Below are 18,600 nucleotides of genomic sequence, written 5' to 3' on the forward strand. Positions count from 1 at the left end.
ATGGGAATCGAGATGATTGAAGAGTTCAACCAGGGCACGCAGATCAAGGTGATCGGCGTGGGCGGTGGCGGTGGCAATGCGGTCGATCACATGATCAACCGCGGGGTGCAGGGGGTGGAATTCATCTGCGCCAACACCGATGCACAGGCGTTGAACCGCTCCAAGGCACACACTTTGTTGCAACTCGGACACACTGGTCTGGGGGCTGGTTCGCGTCCCGAAGCTGGAAAAGCTTCCGCGGAAGAGGCCGTTGACCGCATCAAGTCGTCGCTGGAAGGCGCACACATGGTGTTCATCACCGCCGGCATGGGCGGCGGCACCGGCACCGGTGCCGCGCCGGTCATCGCCCGTCTGGCCAAGGACATGGGCATCCTGACCGTCGGCGTCGTGACCAAGCCCTTCGACTTCGAAGGCCCGCGCCGCATGAAGCAGGCCGACGTCGGCCTGAACGAACTCGAAGCCAACGTCGACTCGCTGATCGTCGTGCTCAACGAGAAGCTGCTCGAAGTGCTGGGCGACGACGTCACGCAGGAAGAGGCGTTTGCCGAAGCCAACGACGTGCTGCGCAACGCCGTCGGCGGCATCAGCGACATCATCCACATCCCCGGTCTGGTCAACGTCGACTTCGAGGACGTCAAGACGGTGATGAGCGAGCCCGGCAAGGCCATGATGGGCACGGCCACCGCCAGCGGTCCGGACCGCGCCACCAAGGCCGCCGAAGCGGCTGTGGCCTGCCCGCTGCTGGAAGGTGTCGACCTGTCCGGCGCGCGTGGCGTGCTGGTGCTGATCGCGGCGAGCAAGCAGAACTTCAAGCTCTCCGAGAGCCGCAATGCGATGACCACGATCCGCCGCTACGCTGCGGACGAGGCCCACGTCATCTACGGCACCGCCTACGACGAGAGCCTGGGCGACGCGCTGCGCGTGACGGTGATCGCCACCGGTCTGGCGTCTGCCGGCAAGCAGCAACAGCAGCAGGTGCCGCAACAGCGCGTGGCGCCGATGCAGGTCGTGCAGCCCTCGATGGGCCAGCGCACCGGCACCGACAACATCCCCGTGCTGACCCATCCGCTCGTCAGCCCCAGCCATGGCAGTGCCCCGAGCGTGTGGCGCCCCAACCGCACCCAGGCCTCGGCCAAGGTGGATGCACTGGCCGCCAACGGCATGGACGAGATCGAGATCCCGGCCTTCCTGCGCAAGCAGGCCGACTGACCTCCTTTTTCCGCGCCCGCTCTTCTCCCTGCCTGACTGGCCCGGTGTTCTCGCGGACACCGGGCCTTGTTCCGTGTTGTTGCCTAGAATGCCGCCATGCTGCAACAACGTACCCTCCAGTCGCTGACCCGTGCCGTCGGAGTCGGCCTGCACAGCGGCCAGAAGGTCGAACTGACGCTGCGACCCGCTGCGCCGGACACGGGTCTGGTCTTTCGCCGCATCGATCTGCCGCAGCCGGTGGACATCCCGGTGACACCCGAGTCGGTCTGCGACACCCGCATGGCCACGACCATCTCGCCGGGCGGTGACCCGGGCGCGCCCAAGGTCCAGACCATCGAGCACCTGCTGTCGGCCATCGCCGGGCTGGGCCTGGACAACCTCTACATCGACATCACGGCCGACGAGGTGCCCATCCTGGACGGCTCGGCCGCCAGCTTCGTCTTCCTGCTGCAGAGCGCCGGCATCGCGCTGCAGAACGCGCCCAAGAAGTTCCTGCGCGTGAAGAAGGCGGTCGAGATCCGCGAAGGCGAGGGCCGCACGCTGAAGTGGGCCCGTCTGGCGCCGCACCACGGCTACCGTCTCGGCTTCGAGATCGAGTTCGGCCACCCCGCGGTGGACGCGACCGGCCAGCGCGTCGTCTTCGACTTCGCCACCGGCCGCTACAAGCAGGACATCGCCCGCGCCCGCACCTTCGGCTTCACCAAGGACGTCGAGATGATGCGTTCGCGCGGCCTGAGCCTGGGCGGCAGCATGGACAACGCCATCGTCGTCGACGACTACCGCGTGCTCAATGCCGAGGGGCTGCGCTACGACGACGAGTTCGTGAAGCACAAGATCCTCGACGCGATCGGCGACCTGCACGTCTGCGGCAAGCCGCTGCTGGCCGACTACACCGCCTTCAAGAGTGGCCACGCGCTCAACAACAAGCTGCTGCGCAAGCTGCTGGCCGACAAAAGCGCCTGGGAGATCGTCACCTTCCAGGACGAGAAGCTGGCGCCACAGGGCATGGCCGAACTCGCCCCCGCCTGGTGAGCCGGGAGACACGGCGGTGATGGTCTTCCGTGTCCTGGTGTTCTTCCTGCTGGTGTCGGGGCTGCTCAGCTTCGGGCTGTATCTGGCCACCGGACAGGCCATCTGGCGCCGCCGCGCGATCGCGATCATCCGCTGGACGGTGATCGCGGGTCTGGCCTTCTTCGCCGTGCTCCTGCTGGAGCGACTCGCGCTCGTGCTGTAGGGGGGGCGGCCACGGAGCGCCGCAGCTCAGTAGCTGCGCCCGCCCCGGTACTGCGCGTGCGCCTTGCGGTTGAGCGTGCCGCTCTGCGCGAGTGCCGCGAAGGAGCTGCCCGCGTGGGCATGGGTGATGGCCAGGCCGAGTGCGTCGGCGGCGTCCTTGCCCGGCAGCACCGGCAATTGCAGCAGACGCTGCACCATGGCCTGGACCTGGTCCTTGGTGGCGTGGCCATGGCCGACGATGGCCTTCTTCATCTGCAGCGCGGTGTACTCGCACACGCTCAGCGTGCTGCTGGACGACACCAGCGCCGCCAGTGCCGCGCCGCGCGCCTGCCCGAGCAGCAGCGTGCTCTGCGGGTTGACGTTGACGAAGACGATCTCGACGGTCGCCGTGTCCGGCTGGTAGGTCGCCACCACCTCGCGCACCCCCTCGAAGATGATGCGGATGCGCTGCGGCAGGTCGCCGCGCGGCGCTTCCGCCGTCTTGATGGTGCCGCTGGCGACGTAGCTCAGGCGCTGGCCGTCGACGTCGATGACGCCGAAGCCGGTGACCTGGAGGCCCGGATCAATCCCGAGGATGCGCATCCGGGCGTCCTGTCGTGGCCCGTGCTCAGTGGCGGAAGTGGCGCGTGCCGGTGAACACCATCGCGATGCCGCGCTCGTCGGCGGCGGCGATGACTTCGTTGTCGCGCATCGAGCCACCCGGCTGGATCACGCAGGTGGCACCCGCATCCACGACCACGTCCAGCCCGTCACGGAACGGGAAGAACGCGTCGCTCGCGACGGCCGTGCCCTGCAGCGTCAGACCGGCGTGGCCTGCCTTGATGCTGGCGATGCGCGCCGAGTCGAGGCGGCTCATCTGGCCGGCGCCGACGCCCATGGTCATGCCGTCCTTGCAGAACACGATGGCGTTGCTCTTGACGAAGCGCGCCACCTTCCAGGCGAACAGCAGGTCGTCCATCTGCTGCGCGGTCGGCTGCAACTGGGTGACCACCTTGACCTCGCCGCCGACGATGTCGATGGTGTCGGCCGACTGCAGCAGCATCCCGCCGCCGACGCGCTTGAAGTCCAGCGCGTTCGCGACCTGGGCGACCGGCACTTCCAGCAGGCGCACATTGGTCTTGCTGGCGTAGGCGGCGCGCGCTTCGGCGGTGAAGGCCGGGGCGATGGCGACTTCGACGAACTGCTTGTTGGCGTTGATCTCGTTGACCACGTCCGCGTCGATCGGGCGGTTGAACGCCATGATCCCGCCGAACGCGCTGGTCGGGTCGGTCTTCAGCGCCTTCTGGTACGCCTCCAGCGGCGTCGCGCCAACGGCCACACCACACGGATTCGCGTGCTTGACGATGACACAGGCCGGCACGTCAAACGCCTTCACACATTCCCAGGCGGCGTCCGCGTCGGCAATGTTGTTGAAGCTCAGCTCCTTGCCCTGGATCTGCTGCCAGCCGGACAGCAGCCCGGCGGCCGGCGCGGCCTCGCGGTAGAACGCGGCCGACTGGTGCGGGTTCTCGCCGTAGCGCATGCCCTGCACCTTGTGGAGCTGCAGGTTGAAGACGCTCGGGTACTCGGCGCGGGCGGGGACGGCTTCGGTCGCTTCTTCCGAACCGGTTTCCAGCGCGGTCAGGTAGTTGCTGATCATGCCGTCGTAGGCGGCGGTGTGCGAGAACACCTTCTTGGCGAGCATGAACTTGGTGCTGCGCGTCAGGCTCTGGCCGTTCGAGGCGGCGAGTTCCGCCAGCACCTGCGGGTAGTCGGTCGGGTCGATCACGACGCCCACGTCCTGCCAGTTCTTGGCCGCCGCCCGCAGCATCGCCGGGCCGCCGATGTCGATGTTCTCGATCGCGTCTTCCAGCGTGCAGTCGGCCTTGGCCGTGGCTTGTGCGAACGGGTAGAGGTTGATGATCAGCAGGTCGATCGTGTCGATGCCGTGTTCCTTCAGCGCGGCCATGTGCGCGGGCACGTCGCGGCGCGCCAGCAGACCGCCGTGGACCCGCGGGTGCAGCGTCTTCACGCGGCCGTCGAGCATCTCGGGGAAGCCCGTGATCTCGCTGACTTCGGTGACCGGCAGGCCGGATTCGGCCAGCAGCTTGGCGGTGCCGCCGGTGGAGAGCAGCTTGATGCCGTGCGCGTGCAGCGAGCGGGCGAACTCGACGATGCCGGTCTTGTCGGAAACGGAAAGGAGGGCGGTGGTCATGGGCGGACTCAGGAGGTCGTTTGGATGCGGGGAATCGGGGCGAGGGCGGTCAGCGGGCGGCGGGCGGCGGGCGTCAGTCGATCAGCTTGTGCTCGACGAGCTTGCGGCGCAGCGTGTTGCGGTTGATGCCGAGCCACTCGGCGGCGCGGCTCTGGTTGCCTTCGGCTTGTTCCATCACCACGTCCAGCAGCGGGCGCTCCACCGCCTTCACGACCATGTCGTAGAGCGCGTGCGGCTCCGTGCCTTCGAGGTCGCGGAAATAGACGGCCAGGATCTCGCGGATCGACAGGTCGATAGGGCTGTGTTCGGAGGGGCTGGTGCTGGTGCTCATGCGGCTTGTTCTTCTGTGTCGGCGGTGGCGGCGGTCTGCGGCCAGGACGGATGGACGTCGGCCAGCGCGCCCAGGAAGGCGTGCACGGCCTGTGCCTGTTCCGCCGTGTGTTCGATCAGGTTCATGCGGGCGCGGAAGTCCTGGCCACCCGGCAGGCCGTGCACGGCCCAGCCGATGTGCTTGCGCGCCGTGCGCACGCCAGCGCGCTCGCCGTAGAGGCTGTAGTGGTCGTGCAGATGCTCGATCAGCCAGTCGCGCACCTGCAGCGTCGGCGGCGGCGCGGCGATCTCGCCGGTGTCGAGGTAGTGCGCGATCTCGCGGAAGATCCACGGCCGCCCCTGCGCGGCGCGGCCGATCATCAGCGCATCGGCGCCGGTCGCGTCGAGCACGGCGCGGGCCTTCTGCGGGCTGGTGATGTCGCCGTTCGCGCAGACGGGGATGCGCAGCGCGGCCTTCACGGCGGCGATCGTCGCGTACTCGGCCTCGCCCTTGTAGCCTTGCTCGCGGGTGCGGCCATGCACGGTGACCATGGCCACGCCGCGCGCTTCGGCGCCGAGGGCGATCGCCACCGCGTTTTTCTGTTCGTTGCACCAGCCGGTGCGCATCTTCAGCGTGACCGGCACCCCGTGCGGCGCAGCGGCCTCGACCACGGCGGCGACGATGTCCAGCGCCAGTGTCTCGTCCTGCATCAGCGCCGAGCCCGCCCACTTGTTGCAGACCTTCTTGGCCGGGCAGCCCATGTTGATGTCGATGATCTGGGCGCCGCGGTCGATGTTGTAGCGGGTCGCCTCGGCCATCATCTCGGCGTCGGTGCCGGCGATCTGCACGGCGATCGGCGCCACTTCCCCGTCGTGGTTCAGCCGGCGCGAGGTCTTCAGGCTGTCGCGCAGATCGGCGCGCGAGGTGACCATCTCGCTCACGGCATAGCCCGCCCCCAGTCGCTTGCACAACTGGCGGAAGGGCCGGTCGGTCACACCCGCCATGGGCGCGACGAACAGGCGATTCGGCAAAGCATGGGGGCCGATGCGCATGGGGGGAGAGGGCGGGGGTGGGTGGGGGAACTGCTGAAAAAGGAGGCAGGAGTATAGCGGCGTGCGTTTTCCCACCGGCCAGCGCCGGCTGGGGCCCTTCAAGCAGAATGCCCGCCATGGAAGCCTGGATCGACTCGTTGCTCTTGATGCTGGCGCTGCCGAAGTTCGGCCTCAGCACCGTCTTCATCGTCTCGCTGGTCTCGGCGACGCTGCTGCCGCTCGGCTCGGAGCCAGCGGTGTTCGGGCTGGTCAAGCTCAACCCGGAACTGTTCTGGCCGGCGGTGCTGGTGGCGACTGCCGGCAACACCATCGGCGGGGGCGTTTCGTGGTGGATGGGTTATGGCGCCGAGAAAGCCTACGAACACGTCACCCACCACCCGGCCGCCGACCACCGGGCGCTGGCCATGCTGCGCCGCTTCGGGGCGAAGGCGTGCCTGCTGAGCTGGCTGCCGATCGTCGGCGATCCGCTGTGCGCGGTGGCGGGGTGGCTGAAGCTGCCGTTCTGGCCCTGCCTGCTGTACATGGCGATCGGCAAGTTCCTGCGCTATCTGGTGATGACGGCGGGACTGCTTTGGGTATTTCCGGGGCAGTTCGGACCTCTATGATGAACGCACCGAAGCGCTCGCTGAAGTTGAAATGGTCATGAGGCCGGGAGCTGGAACATGAGACCGTCCGAGGTTCTTCAATCCCATCGCGCCGCGATCCGCGGCGTGGTGGCTGCGCACCGTGCCTGCAACGCGCGGGTCTTCGGCTCAGTCCTCCGTGGCCTCGACACCGAAGGCAGCGATCTGGACATCCTGGTCGATCCGACGCCGGAAACGACGCTGATGGACGTGGCCGCCATCCAGGTCGAACTGGAGCACCTGCTGGGTGTGTCGGTGGATGTACTGACACCCAGAGCCTTGCCCGAGAAGTTCCGCAGCACGGTGCTGGCCGAGGCGATGCCGGTGTGAGCAAGGCCCTCCGCGTTCCCGATTACCTCGGCCACATCCTGCAGGCCATCGAGCGCATCGGCCGCTACACCGCCGACCTGGATGAAGTCGGGTTCCTGCGCAACGAGATGGCGCAGGACGCCGTGATCCGCAACATCGAGATCATCGGCGAGGCGTCGAACAACATCCTGCGCGCGGCGCCGGAGTTCGCCGCGCAGCACGGTGACATTCCCTGGCTGGTCATGTACACGATGCGCAACCGGGTCTCGCACGGCTACGACAAGGTGGATCTGGAAATCGTCTGGAAGACGGTTCAACGTGACCTGCCGGCCCTGTACCGGCAGGTGCAGGCGCTGGTGGTTTGAGCGAAGCACGTCCGCGCGTCCTACAACCCTTCGTGCATCAGGCGTGTCTGATCGTCTTCCCAGTGGGCGTGACGCTCATAGTGCTGGGCAATCGAGCGCAACTCGCCGGCGAGCACCGGGTATCGGGTTGCGATGGCTGCTGCGCGTTCCCGGAATTGCGCTGCAAGGCATCGCTCCTGATGGCCGCCGTCTCCGATAGCGCGTGATGTCACGCCACGATTGTTGATGACCCCGGTGTGAAATCCTCTGCGCAAATCGTCGTGCTGGTCGTCGTCGAGAATCTCTGCGATGGCTGCGGGCGGCCAGATACCGTCGCTGTCAGGCTGGCAGTCGGACAGCCATTCTCCGATTGCAAGGTCAGTTACTGTTACTCGATCCTTCTCGGCCGCCAAGCGGCGCACGTCCCGCACCCAGCGTTTCATCTCGTCGTCGTCGATGCTCCCGTCAGATCGTTTCCCTGGGATCCCTCTTCCCGAGTGCAAAATGGTCCATGCCAAGTCGGCCGCCGTTCGCAGACCTTCGTCGAACAGATCCGGCTCACTGTTTCGGGGCTTGTAGACAAGGCATATGCACTCCATGAACATGGCCGGATCTGCGAGCAGTTCGGCATACAGGTTCTTGGTGCCATGCTCGGTATGCTCCAAAGCATGGAAAAATGCGAACTCCAGCATGGCCAGATCTCTTCGTGAGACGCTCCCAGAAGTCTCAATCGCGCCGAGGGCCTTTCCGATATTCCATCCCTCAGGCAGTGGCCCGTCCGGTTCGCTGCCGGAACGAATGGCTTCAAGAACTGTTTTGAGCATGATGGCGTCGATGCTCTCGGGTTGAAACGTCACCAACTGGAAGGCAGTACGTGCTCGACCGCATCTGATGAGTTGTTTCAATGCCATGCTGGCGTCAACCGAGTCCAGTCGGCAGAAGCCAGGAATGACGGCAGACCAATAATTGTCCTGTGAAGCGCCATCCAGCGATTCCAGTAGCTGCCAAGTCTCCGTCTTGAATGGTGCGTTGATCAGCAAGTTAGGGATTGCCGACACAAGCCCTTGAACCCGTAACTGCTCAATGGCGAGACTGAGGGTGGTGGCACGCTTGTCGTCGCTCATGGCTGCCAGCAGCCCCCGGATCAGCAAATCGAAGCTTGCCCAGCCAATCGTTGCTCGCCGTTCAATCAACCAGCTGACCATCTCCTCCGCATCAATGCTTGATCGGCCGATCTCCCATCCGACCAGTTCGGGCGATGCGGCTTCCGCTACCAAACGTGTAATACCTGCCCAGCCCAGTGACCTGAATACCAAGTTCAAGGCTCGCTCGCGTTCCTGTGCGAGCGTGACTTGGTGCCGCTCATAATCCTGCTCTCTGCCATCAGGCAATGTAGGCCAGCCTGAAGCGAACAGCCATAGACTGGCTTTGACCGGATCGGCGGGTGCCAGTCGGTCGAACATGGGCCGTAGCCTCTCGGCTGTCACCCTTGATTTGCGGTTGCCGTCCAAGTTGTACGAGTTGTGCCAGCCGAGGTATTTGCACAGACTGTCCCGAACAATGGTTCGCCCATCGTCATCGAATGCCACTGCTGTCTCAACGAGGCTGGCGACTGACTCTCTGTATTCCCCCTCGAAGGAATCGAGCGAGTCAATCAGTGCGGCGATGCGCTTCGGATTGCCTTTCGCTTGGGCGATCAAGCGTGCACCGATTTCTGATAGGTACCAAAGATCGATGTGCCCCTGAAGGCTTGCCTTACCGGCGTCATCCTCGCGCCATACCGGTGCCGCGTTCGGACTTGCCCACGCTTTCCCTCGTGGAATTATGGAAATCATCAGGGACCAAGCTGATTCGCTGTGATCTCGAATCAGCCTGTCCAGTACAGCGAGACGGATTTCGCTCGATGCCATCGTCTGCGGCCACCATGCGCGGAACAGGGAGTTCAGTGAATTCCCTGGTGTGTTGCCCCACTTCTTATGCACAGGGATTGCAGATAACCGTGCCAACACGCTGGAAACCTTGTGCAATCGTTCAGGTGACCATGCCAGTAGCTCCAGTGCCCACAGCAGGTCGGCATGCCAGCAGCGGCCCCAGCTGTCCGCATTGCTCGACTCTGTCAGCAGGCTGGTTACTGCACGTGGTGGGCTCCTGAGGCTGTGTTCGATCGCTGCCAGGAATTCGTCCGGAGCTGCCTCTGCCATCTCGCGAAGAACACCGGATGCCGATAGCCAACGTTCATCATTGGCGTCGCGCAGAAGCCGCCGAACCAAACTGTTCACGCGTTCAATGATGGTCGCCGAAGAGCCAAGCGTGCTGGTTCTTTCTGCGTAGACGCTAAGTTTGACCAGCGAATCAGCGATGGCGTTGACGACAATGCCCGACTCTTCCCGTACCTTTCCATAGACGCCTGCCATCCATCGCTTGTCCGGGTCCAGTTCCAGCGCCGGATCGGGCTTTGCCAGTACAGCCTCTGCCACCGAGAAGAATCGGTCCAGGGAACTGGTTGTGAGCAACGGGGCACAACGATGAAGCAGTTCGAGTGGTGATCTGGCTCGCCAGACTGTACCGATCAAAATGACCGGTGAGTCGTCGGCAAGGCTCAGGGACCGACCACGCTTCGCGATAGTCGAGCGGCGTTAGAAGACTCCTCACCGAGCTGAATCAGGTGCTGCTCGAAGGTCGATGCGGATGGCCGTTGAAGTCGAACGACCGATAGATTTCCGTGGGCCTGACTTGATGCCGTACCGAGTGGTCCCTCCGTTCGATCACCGCGCCTTTGCGGCACGACAAGTGTGAACCCGTCTTTCGGCGCGCGTGCGGCTGCGATCTCTGGTGAACATGCAATCCCGACGTGAAGTGGCTGGTTGCAGTCTACGAAGCGCCATCCATCTACGGTTGAAACGCAGGCCGCGTCACTTGCCCGCCCGTTGGCTGCGAGACGGACACAAGCAAATGCAGTGGCTTCCTCTTGGCTGTCGGCTTCTATGGTGATGACGGATGCACCAGCAGCGAGCAGTGCGTCAAAGTTTTTGGCTGCGGTGTCGCGATCAGCGAGCAGGGCTTCAATCGTCAATAGCAACCGAGAGTGTCCCCGCCATCTCTGCCAGTAGTTGTCTGTCGACTCGATTCCGGGTCCTGACAGCCCACGCAGTTCAGCGAACCACAGCGTCACAGCCGGGACGTGCTCAATCCATGCCTCCAGATCGTCCGCGTCAAGAACCCGCACATCAAGCCATGGTGCTGTGGCTGCAGCAAGTTGTCGCCATTCCTTCCGTTGTCGCCAGCGCCTTGGCGTGACGAAAACGAAGCTGGTAGCAGTCATCTCTTCGATCGAGGACTCGAAAACCCGTTTGGCGAAATCTCCGTCGGCTTTGCTTTTCGGCCGAGCGTCGCAGCCCATTTCCCAGCATGCAGTGCCGACTGGAACCCAAGGATTGCCCTCGCTCGCATGGGTGATCCCGTCATAGCCCGGCTCATTGATCGAGTCTCCTGCCGGCATCGACAGTGCAGTCGTTTTTGCTGTGCTCTGGATGAGACGCCGAACGAGCAGCGGCAGTTGTGCTTGTGCGTCGCGGGTGTCTGCCCACGTCTCGATGTGCGTCGCCGTGATTCGCAATGTCATTTCCCTGGGCGGATATGGTCGTGTCGCGCTACCGTAGCAGCATTCTTGTTTTTCACTTGCAGAGAACCCACCGATGACCGCCAACGCCCCGACGCCTGCCTACACCGATCTCGAAGCCCGCTTCCTGCGCCTCTACCGCTTCGAGCACCTCGGCTCCATCGTCGGCTGGGACCAGGCCGCCAACATGCCCTCCGGCGGCAACGAGGCCCGTGCCGCGGCGATGGCCGAACTCGACGGCCTGCTGCACGCCCAGCGCACCGATCCCGCGCTGGCCGCCCTGCTGCGCCAGGCCGAGGCCGAGTCACTGTCCGACTGGCAGCGCGCCAACCTGCGCGAGATGCGCCGCGACTGGCTCGCCGCCAACGCGCTGCCGGCCGCGCTGGTCGAGCGCCGCACGCTGGCCACCGCCCGCTGCGAACACGCCTGGCGCCGCCAGCGTCCCGCCAACGACTGGGCCGGCTTCGTCGAGAACTTCAGGCCGGTGGTCCAGATCGCCCGCGAGGAGGCGATGCACCTGGCCGAGGCGACCGGCCTGATGCCCTACGACGCGCTGATGGACCGCTTCGAGCCCGGCATGACCAGCGCCGAGGTGGACCGCGTCTTCGGTGACCTCAAGACCTGGCTGCCGGACCTGATCCAGCGTGTGCAGGCCCGCCAGCAGGCCGAGCAGCCAGTGCTGCGGCCGGCGGGGCCCTTCGCGCAGGCGCAGCAGAAGGCGCTGAGCCTGCGGGTCATGCAGTTCCTCGACTTCAACTTCGAGGGTGGCCGGCTCGATGAAAGCACGCACCCCTTCTCCGGTGGCGTGCCCGAGGACGTGCGCCTGACGACGCGCTATGCGGCGGACGACCTGATGTCCAGCCTGATGGGCACGGTCCACGAGACCGGCCACGCCCGTTATGAACAGGGCCTGCCGCGCGAGTGGCTCGGCCAGCCGATCGCGCGGGCCCGCTCCTACGGCCTGCACGAGAGCCAGAGCCTGTCCTTCGAGATGCAGCTCGGCGCGCACCCCGGCTTCGTCGCGCAGCTGGTGCCGCTGATGGTCGAGCAGTTCGGCCCGCAGCCCGCCTTCACGGCCGAGAACCTGACGCGCCTGGCCACCCGGGTCGAGCCGGGGCTGATCCGCGTCGATGCCGACGAGGTGACCTACCCGGCGCACGTCATCCTGCGCTTCGAGATCGAGCGCGCGCTGATCGAAGGGCAGATCGAGGTCGACGACATCCCCGCGCTGTGGGACGAGAAGATGGCCGCCTACCTCGGCCGCGACACCCGGGGCGACTACCGCAACGGCCCGATGCAGGACGTGCACTGGCCGTCCGGCTCCTTTGGCTACTTCCCCTGCTACACGCTGGGCGCGATGTACGCCGCGCAGTGGTTCGCCACCATGCGCAGCCAGATGCCGGACCTCGACGAGCGCATCGCCGCGGGCGACCTGAACCCGGTGTTCGACTGGCTCAAGGACCACATCTGGCGCCAGGGCGCGCGCTGGGAGACGCCGGAGCTGACGCGCCGCGCCAGTGGCGAGGCGCTGAACCCGGCGCATTTCCGGGCGCATCTGGAGGGGCGTTACCTGGGACGCTGAACACCCGCGGCCAGCGCACCCGGCGGGTGAACGGGCCGATTGAGTGAACGCAATCTTCCGCAGCCTGCTGCACGGATGATCCGGATGGGCAGGTGGTGGACCTGCTCCATATCCATCATCCAGAGGAGCAGGGCAATGGGCTGGTCAGCGACATGTCGATGGGCTGTGGTGGCGGGGGTGGCGGTTTCATGCGCCACCGCCATGGCACAACAGGGCCGGATCGATCCGGGCTTGCGCGAATACCAGGCCAATTGCGCGGCCTGCCACGGTGTCAGCGGCAAGGGCGACGGGCCGTACAACGAACTGCTCAAACGCAGTGCGACCGATCTCTCCACCCTGAGCCGCCGCAACGGCGGGGTGTTTCCCGTTGCCCGGTTGTACGAGGTGATCGAGGGTGCGGGCACCGGGCATGGTTCGCGGGAGATGCCGGTCTTCGGCCAGAGCTACCGGGTCCGGGCTGGCGAGTACTACGCCGATATGCCGTACGACCCGGAGCCGTTCGTGCGTGGCCGCATCCTGTCGCTGATCGAGTACCTCAACCGCCTGCAGGTGAAATGAGGCGATCCCCGGTTCCCGCCACTCCCGTCATCGGGCCCGCCAGTGGCGGCGGGGCAGCCCTCGACCTTGGCGGTCTGTTCGGCGACGTGCATGTGGATTTTCCTTGGCCATGAATTGAGATGAATCATGGCAGCCATATTGAAGATGGTTTTGAGTTTCGAAAATCAAATGCACGAACCGCCATTGTTCGTTTGATTCAATCAAATATCTGACAAGGGCCTGACTTCTGGAATCGAATGGCGATTTTTTGAGTGGGGTAAGTAGATTTGCTTATCCGGGAAAATAAGGAGGTTCGGCCGGATATGGCGGCTTCTCGTCGCTATCATCGGTCAACCCCATTGTTTTCTTTTTCTCCAGGACCTGCCCGGCAACGGCCGCGGGGTAATTCGCCATGAGTTCTGACGTTTACGATCGAATCAAGAAAAATCCAAAGTTCGGCGAGCTGGTGCGCAAGCGCAGCGGCTACGCCTGGATGCTGTCGGCCAGCGTGCTGGTGCTGTTTTATGGCTTCATCCTGCTGGTGGCGTTCAACCCGTCGGTGATGGCCCAGCGGTTGGGCGGCGACACCTCGCTGATCACGCTTGGTCCGGTCATCATCCTGTCGATGTTCGTGCTGTTCTGGGTGCTGACGGCGCTGTACGTCCGCCGGGCCAACGGCGAGTTCGACAACCTGACCCGGGCGCTGATCGACGAAGCCACCGCCCCCCGTGGAGGCAAGAAGTGATGCGCGCGCCTGCCTCCCTCCTGTCCCGGCTGGGCCTTGTCGCGGTCGGCCTGCTCGCCTCTGCCGCCGTGTTCGCCGCGGGCGATCCGATCGCTGCCACCGAGAAGCAGCCGCTGAACGTGCACGCCATCGCCATGTTCCTGGTGTTCGTCGCGATGACGATGGGCATCACCTACTGGGCTTCGAACCGGACCAAGTCGGCCGCGGACTTCTACACCGCCGGCGGCGGCATCACCGGCTTCCAGAACGGCCTGGCGATCGCCGGCGACTACATGTCGGCCGCCACGCTGCTGGGCCTGACCGCGATGGTCTACACCTCGGGTCTGGACGGCTACATCTACATGATCTGCTTCTTCGCCGGCTGGCCGCTGATCCTGTTCATGATGGCCGAGCGGCTGCGCAACCTGGGCCGCTTCACCTTCGCCGACATCACCGCCTACCGCCTCGACCAGGGCAAGGTGCGCACGATGGCGGCGATCGGCTCGCTGACGGTCGTGTGCTTCTACCTGATCGCGCAGATGGTCGGCGCGGGGCAGCTCATCAAGCTGCTGTTCGGCCTCGACTACAACATCGCGGTGGTCGCGGTCGGTGCGCTGATGATGGTCTACGTCATCAAGGGCGGCATGCTCGCCACCACCTGGGTGCAGATCATCAAGGCCTGCATGCTGATGGCGGGCGGCACGCTGGTGATGCTGCTGGCGATGAGCCAGTTCGGCTTCAGCTACACCACGCTGATCGAGCGCGCCACCGCCGCGCACAAGAGCGGCTGGGCCATCATGAGCCCGGGCAAGCTGACCGCCGACCCGGTCACCGCGGTGTCGCTGGCGCTGGGCCTGATGTTCGGCACGGCGGGGCTGCCACACATCCTGATGCGCTTCTTCACCGTGACCGACGCCAAGGAGGCGCGCAAGTCGGTGCTGTACGCCTCGGGCTTCATCGCCTACTTCTTCAACGTGATCCTGCTGATGGGTCTGGCCGCCATCCTGATCGTCGGTCAGGATCCCACCTTCTTCGAGGGCGGCCAGGTCGGCGGCAAGCTGATCGGCGGCGGCAACATGGTGGCGATGCACCTGTCCAAGGCGGTCGGCGGCAACCTGCTGCTGGGCTTCCTGGCGGCGGTGGCGTTCGCGACCATCCTGGCGGTGGTGTCGGGGCTGGCGCTGGCCGGGGCCTCGGCGGTGTCGCACGACCTCTACGCCCGCGTCATCAAGAAGGGCCAGGCGTCCGAGGCCGACGAGATGCGCGTGTCGCGTTTCGCCACCATCGGCCTGGGCATCGTGGCGGTGGCGCTGGGCATCGCGTTCGAGAAGCAGAACGTCGCCTTCATGGTCGGCCTGGCCTTCGGCATCGCGGCGTCGAGCAACTTCCCCGTGCTGATCCTGTCGATGTACTGGAAGGGCCTGACCACGCGCGGCGCGCTGGCGGGCGGCTATGCCGGCCTGTTCCTGGCGGTGACGCTGGTGGTGCTGTCGAAGTCGGTGTGGGTGGCCGTGCTGGGCAACCCAGCGGCGCTGTTCCCGTACGACCAGCCGGCGCTGTTCTCGATGCCGGTGGCCTTCCTGGTCTGCGTCGTGGTTTCGCTGCTGGACAACAGCGTCGGCGCGAAGAAGGAAATCGCCGCGTTCGATGACCAGTTCGTCCGCGCGCAGACCGGCTACGGCGCGTCTTCCGCGTCGAACCACTGATGGCGTGATACCGATCGGCCGACGGCGCGAGACTTTGCGCGCGCCGTTGGCCGCATCGACCGAGACCGCGCAGCATGCGGGCTTCCTTCTTGGCGGAGCCCGGTCTGCGATGTCTTCTCCCTCGACTTTTCTGTTCACCGGTCGTGCCCGCGGGCGCGATCGGCGTTTGCCCGTTCTGATGGGGCTGGCGCTGCTGACCGTGGCCGCACTGGCCTGGCACGGCCCGATCCCGCAGTGGGCGCACTACCACGACTTCGCCGATGCCCGGGCCTGGCGCGGCGTGCCGAACCTCTGGAACGTGCTGAGCAACCTGCCGTTTGCGCTGGTCGGCGGCTGGGCGCTGTGGCGGTGGCGGCGGGAGGCGCCGGTCGGGGCGCTGGCGTGGCGCGGGTTTGGCGCGGCGCTGGTGCTGACGGCGTTCGGCTCGTCGTACTACCACTGGGCGCCGGACAACGCGCGCCTCGTGTTCGACCGGCTGCCGATCGCGTGGGCTTGTGCGGCGCTGACCTGCGGGTTCCTGGCGCAGCGGGTGGATGTCCGCTGGGCGGGCGTGGTGCCGCTGGTGACGGCCTGGGGCGTGGCGACGGCGTCGGTGCTGTACTGGTGGTTCACCGAGCAGGGCGGCGTCGGCGACCTGCGGCCCTACCTGCTGGTGCAGTTCTTGCCGATGGTGCTGGTGCCGGCGGCGCTGCTGATGCGGATGGCGCCGAGGGGTTCGGCGCCGGGGGCTTGCGTGTCCGACCGGGCATGGTGGGCGGTGCTGGCGCTCTACGGACTTGCCAAGCTGGCCGAGTCTGCCGATGCGCCGGTGTTCGAGGCGTTGTCGCACACGACCAGCGGCCACGTGCTCAAGCACCTGCTGGCTGCCGCCGCCGCGGCCGTCGTGGTCACTTCGTCGGGGCGAGCTTGAGCACGGTGTACTGACCGCCCACCTTGTCGGCGTCGAACTTCACCTTGTCGCCCACCTTCACGGCATCGAGCATCCCGGCGTCCTGCACACGGAACACCATCGTCATCGGGGGCATGTCGAGGTTCTTGATCTCGCCGTGCTTGAGCGTGATCTTCTGCTGCGGCTTGTCGATCTTCATCACCTCGGCGTCGGTGCTCTGGGCGTGCGTGGGCAGCGCGGCGAACACGGCAGCGGCGGCGAGGGTGAGGGCGGCGGTCGAGCGGAATCGGGTCATGGCAATTTCTCCTTGCAGGGCATCAACGGTTCAGCGGGCTTTCGGGGGGACACGCGGGGCCACGCGCAGCGCGCCGACCATGCCGGACTGGAAATGTCCGGCAATCAGGCACGCGAACTGGAAGTCCCCGGGACGGTTGAAGTTCCACACGATCGCACCGGACTGGCCCGGCGGCACGTGGGCCATGTACGGCTCGTCGTGCTCCATGTCCGGGAACTTGACCATCAGTTCGGCGTGTTCGGCCAGATCCGGGGGCGTGCCGATGACAAACTCGTGCATCAGCTTGCCCTCGTTGTGCATCACCAGCCGCACCGTCTCGCCCTGCCGCACGGTGATGCGGTCGGGGCGGAAGCGCATGTCGTCGCCCATGCGCACGGTGATCGTGCGGCGCACCGCGCGCGCGTCACCGGCGATGCCCCAAGGTTTCTGTTCCTTCTTGACGGGGCCAGCGGCGGCGTGGGCCTTGTCGCCGTGGGCTTGCGCCTCGGGACTGAGCGCGAGGCCGCCGCAGCACAGCGCGCAGCAGGCCGCGATGAAGTGGCGGCGGGAAGGGGTGTTGTCGTGCGAGGTCATGGTCATGGCGTCGAGACTCAGTGGTGCTTGTGGTCGGTCGGCTTGCGGGCGCGGACGGTGGTGTCCGTCGGCGCGGGCTGTGCGGGGGCGGCCTTGACGGGTTCGGGCAGCGGCTCGCCCGTCCATTCATAGGCCACGGTGCCCTTGGGATGTTTGAACCAGCCGGGGTCGCTGTAGTCGCCCGGTTTCTGGTCACGCCGCACCTTCACGATGCTGAACATCCCGCCCATCTCCACGCCGCCGAATGGCCCTTCGCCGGTCATCATCGGCGCGGTGTTGTCCGGCAGCGGCATCTCCATCTCGCCCATGTCGGCCATGCCACGCTCGCCCATGACCATGTAGTCGGGGATGAGCTTGGTGATCTTCTTCGCCAAGCCGCTGTGATCAACGCCGATCATCGTCGGGACGTTGTGGCCCATCGCGTTCATCGTGTGGTGGCTCTTGTGGCAGTGGAAGGCCCAGTCGCCTTCCTCGCTGGCGATGAACTCGATCTGGCGCATCTGCCCGACCGCGATGTCGGTGGTGACCTCCGGCCAGCGCGCCGACTTCGGCACCGGCCCGCCGTCCGTGCCCGTGACCTCGAACTCGTGGCCGTGCAGGTGGATCGGGTGGTTCGTCATCGTCAGGTTGCCCACCCGGATGCGCACCCGGTCGTTCAGCCGCACGTTGAGCGAGTCCAGCCCGGGGAAGATTCGGCTGTTCCAGGCCCAGAGGTTGAAGTCGAGCATGGTCATGATCTTGGGCGTGGCGCTGCCCGGCTCGATGTCGAAGGCGTTGAGCAGGAAGCAGAAATCGCGGTCGGCGTCCTCGATCAGCGGGTGTTTCGCCCGCGGGTGCGTGATCCACATCCCCATCATCCCCATCGCCATCTGCGTCATCTCGTCGGCGTGCGGGTGGTACATGAAGGTGCCGGGGCGGCGCGCTTCGAACTCGTAGACGAAGGTCTTGCCCGGCGGGATCGACGGCTGCGTCAGGCCCGAGACGCCGTCCATGCCGCACGGCAGGCGCTGGGCATGCCAGTGGACGGCATGGTGTTCAGGCAGCTTGTTGGTGACGAAGATGCGCACGCGGTCGCCCTCGACCACCTCGATCGTCGGCCCCGGCGACTGGCCGTTGTAGCCCCACAGGTGGGCGTTGAAGCCAGGGGTCATCTCGCGCACGACCGGCTCGGCGACGAGGTGGAACTCCTTGACGCCGTTGTTCATGCGCCAGGGCAGCGTCCAGCTGTGCAGCGTCACGACCGGGCGGTAAGGGCGGCCATTGGGCGGCATCAGCGGCGGGGCGGTCTGCGCGCTGGTCTGGATCACGGGTTCGGGCAGCGCGGCCATCGCCACGCGGCTCACGGAGGAGGCGGCCACGGCAGCCCCCGCAGAGAAAAAGGTGCGTCGGGAAAGCATGGGG

General features: G+C 65.8%; 20 protein-coding genes. 11 read left to right on the forward strand and 9 right to left on the reverse strand.

The annotated features are described in order from the left end of the window. The 3 genes from ftsZ (at position 1) to BDD16_RS11605 (ending at position 2,443) form a co-directional block, all read left to right on the forward strand. Complete coding sequence (ftsZ, locus tag BDD16_RS11595; RefSeq protein ID WP_179634095.1) at positions 1 to 1,209, forward strand: cell division protein FtsZ; 1,209 nt, start codon at positions 1 to 3, stop codon at positions 1,207 to 1,209. Positions 1,210 to 1,305: 96 nt separating this feature from the next. Next, on the forward strand, positions 1,306 to 2,241 hold the full coding sequence (lpxC, locus tag BDD16_RS11600; RefSeq protein ID WP_179634096.1) for a UDP-3-O-acyl-N-acetylglucosamine deacetylase: 936 nt from the start codon (positions 1,306 to 1,308) through the stop codon (positions 2,239 to 2,241). Positions 2,242 to 2,260: 19 nt separating this feature from the next. Then, the gene (locus BDD16_RS11605; RefSeq protein WP_218897773.1) at positions 2,261 to 2,443 is read left to right on the forward strand and encodes a hypothetical protein; all 183 of its coding nucleotides are present in this window, start codon (positions 2,261 to 2,263) and stop codon (positions 2,441 to 2,443) included. A gap of 26 nt (positions 2,444 to 2,469) precedes the next feature. On the opposite strand, the gene ruvC is transcribed toward BDD16_RS11605, so the two are convergent. The 4 genes from ruvC to dusB all read right to left on the reverse strand — a co-directional run bounded on the left by ruvC (position 2,470) and on the right by dusB (position 5,998). Next, a complete protein-coding gene (ruvC, locus tag BDD16_RS11610) occupies positions 2,470 to 3,024 on the reverse strand; it encodes a crossover junction endodeoxyribonuclease RuvC (RefSeq protein ID WP_179634098.1) in 555 nt (184 codons plus the stop codon). 25 nt (positions 3,025 to 3,049) lie between these two features. Continuing rightward, positions 3,050 to 4,636: a bifunctional phosphoribosylaminoimidazolecarboxamide formyltransferase/IMP cyclohydrolase gene (gene purH / locus BDD16_RS11615; RefSeq protein WP_179634099.1), complete on the reverse strand. Its 1,587-nt coding sequence runs from the start codon at positions 4,634 to 4,636 to the stop codon at positions 3,050 to 3,052. Positions 4,637 to 4,709: 73 nt separating this feature from the next. After that, a complete protein-coding gene (locus BDD16_RS11620) occupies positions 4,710 to 4,967 on the reverse strand; it encodes a helix-turn-helix domain-containing protein (protein WP_179634100.1) in 258 nt (85 codons plus the stop codon). Beyond that, positions 4,964 to 5,998, reverse strand: coding sequence for a tRNA dihydrouridine synthase DusB (gene dusB / locus BDD16_RS11625; protein ID WP_179634101.1), 1,035 nt, complete (start codon positions 5,996 to 5,998; stop codon positions 4,964 to 4,966). The genes BDD16_RS11620 and dusB overlap by 4 nt, the downstream gene beginning before the upstream one ends. Positions 5,999 to 6,114: 116 nt before the next feature. Here dusB and BDD16_RS11630 point away from each other — a divergent pair, with 116 nt between their 5' ends. Genes BDD16_RS11630 through BDD16_RS11640 form a run of 3 tightly spaced genes read left to right on the forward strand, consistent with a single transcriptional unit; the run spans position 6,115 to position 7,295 of the window. Then, positions 6,115 to 6,603, forward strand: coding sequence for a YqaA family protein (locus tag BDD16_RS11630; protein ID WP_179634102.1), 489 nt, complete (start codon positions 6,115 to 6,117; stop codon positions 6,601 to 6,603). A 57-nt stretch (positions 6,604 to 6,660) separates the two neighbouring features. Beyond that, the gene (locus tag BDD16_RS11635) at positions 6,661 to 6,951 is read left to right on the forward strand and encodes a nucleotidyltransferase family protein (RefSeq protein ID WP_179634103.1); all 291 of its coding nucleotides are present in this window, start codon (positions 6,661 to 6,663) and stop codon (positions 6,949 to 6,951) included. Further along, a complete protein-coding gene (locus BDD16_RS11640; protein WP_179634104.1) occupies positions 6,948 to 7,295 on the forward strand; it encodes a HepT-like ribonuclease domain-containing protein in 348 nt (115 codons plus the stop codon). The genes BDD16_RS11635 and BDD16_RS11640 overlap by 4 nt, the downstream gene beginning before the upstream one ends. A 20-nt stretch (positions 7,296 to 7,315) precedes the next feature. On the opposite strand, the gene BDD16_RS11645 is transcribed toward BDD16_RS11640, so the two are convergent. Next, complete coding sequence (locus BDD16_RS11645) at positions 7,316 to 9,751, reverse strand: hypothetical protein (protein ID WP_179634105.1); 2,436 nt, start codon at positions 9,749 to 9,751, stop codon at positions 7,316 to 7,318. Positions 9,752 to 9,873: 122 nt separating this feature from the next. Further along, positions 9,874 to 10,896, reverse strand: coding sequence for a hypothetical protein (locus BDD16_RS11650; RefSeq protein ID WP_179634106.1), 1,023 nt, complete (start codon positions 10,894 to 10,896; stop codon positions 9,874 to 9,876). Between the two features lie 73 nt (positions 10,897 to 10,969). On the opposite strand from BDD16_RS11650, the gene BDD16_RS11655 reads away from it, so the two are divergent. From BDD16_RS11655 to BDD16_RS11675, 5 genes are all read left to right on the forward strand, one after another. Further along, positions 10,970 to 12,475, forward strand: a complete 1,506-nt coding sequence (locus BDD16_RS11655) for a carboxypeptidase M32 (RefSeq protein ID WP_179634107.1) — start codon at positions 10,970 to 10,972, stop codon at positions 12,473 to 12,475. Positions 12,476 to 12,676: 201 nt separating this feature from the next. Beyond that, positions 12,677 to 13,033: a c-type cytochrome gene (locus tag BDD16_RS11660; protein WP_179634108.1), complete on the forward strand. Its 357-nt coding sequence runs from the start codon at positions 12,677 to 12,679 to the stop codon at positions 13,031 to 13,033. Positions 13,034 to 13,424: 391 nt separating this feature from the next. Then, on the forward strand, positions 13,425 to 13,757 hold the full coding sequence (locus tag BDD16_RS11665) for a DUF485 domain-containing protein (RefSeq protein WP_179634109.1): 333 nt from the start codon (positions 13,425 to 13,427) through the stop codon (positions 13,755 to 13,757). After that, positions 13,757 to 15,442 carry a cation acetate symporter gene (locus BDD16_RS11670; RefSeq protein ID WP_179634110.1) on the forward strand — a complete coding sequence of 562 codons (1,686 nt, stop codon included), beginning with the start codon at positions 13,757 to 13,759 and terminating at the stop codon, positions 15,440 to 15,442. The genes BDD16_RS11665 and BDD16_RS11670 overlap by 1 nt, the downstream gene beginning before the upstream one ends. A 166-nt stretch (positions 15,443 to 15,608) precedes the next feature. After that, complete coding sequence (locus tag BDD16_RS11675; protein ID WP_179634111.1) at positions 15,609 to 16,352, forward strand: alkaline phytoceramidase; 744 nt, start codon at positions 15,609 to 15,611, stop codon at positions 16,350 to 16,352. Here the strand turns inward: BDD16_RS11675 and BDD16_RS11680 are convergent. Genes BDD16_RS11680 through BDD16_RS11690 form a run of 3 tightly spaced genes read right to left on the reverse strand, consistent with a single transcriptional unit; the run spans position 16,330 to position 18,596 of the window. Continuing rightward, positions 16,330 to 16,626, reverse strand: a complete 297-nt coding sequence (locus BDD16_RS11680; RefSeq protein ID WP_179634112.1) for a copper-binding protein — start codon at positions 16,624 to 16,626, stop codon at positions 16,330 to 16,332. The two genes, BDD16_RS11675 and BDD16_RS11680, sit on opposite strands and share 23 nt — an antisense overlap. 30 nt (positions 16,627 to 16,656) lie before the next feature. Beyond that, on the reverse strand, positions 16,657 to 17,205 hold the full coding sequence (locus tag BDD16_RS11685; RefSeq protein ID WP_246332528.1) for a cupredoxin domain-containing protein: 549 nt from the start codon (positions 17,203 to 17,205) through the stop codon (positions 16,657 to 16,659). A gap of 11 nt (positions 17,206 to 17,216) precedes the next feature. After that, entirely contained in the window at positions 17,217 to 18,596 is a 1,380-nt protein-coding gene (locus tag BDD16_RS11690) for a multicopper oxidase family protein (RefSeq protein ID WP_179634113.1), read from the reverse strand. Positions 18,597 to 18,600: the final 4 nt, after the last annotated feature.

Source organism: Sphaerotilus montanus (assembly GCF_013410775.1).
In the GTDB taxonomy this organism is placed as follows: Bacteria; Pseudomonadota; Gammaproteobacteria; order Burkholderiales; family Burkholderiaceae_C; genus Sphaerotilus; species Sphaerotilus montanus.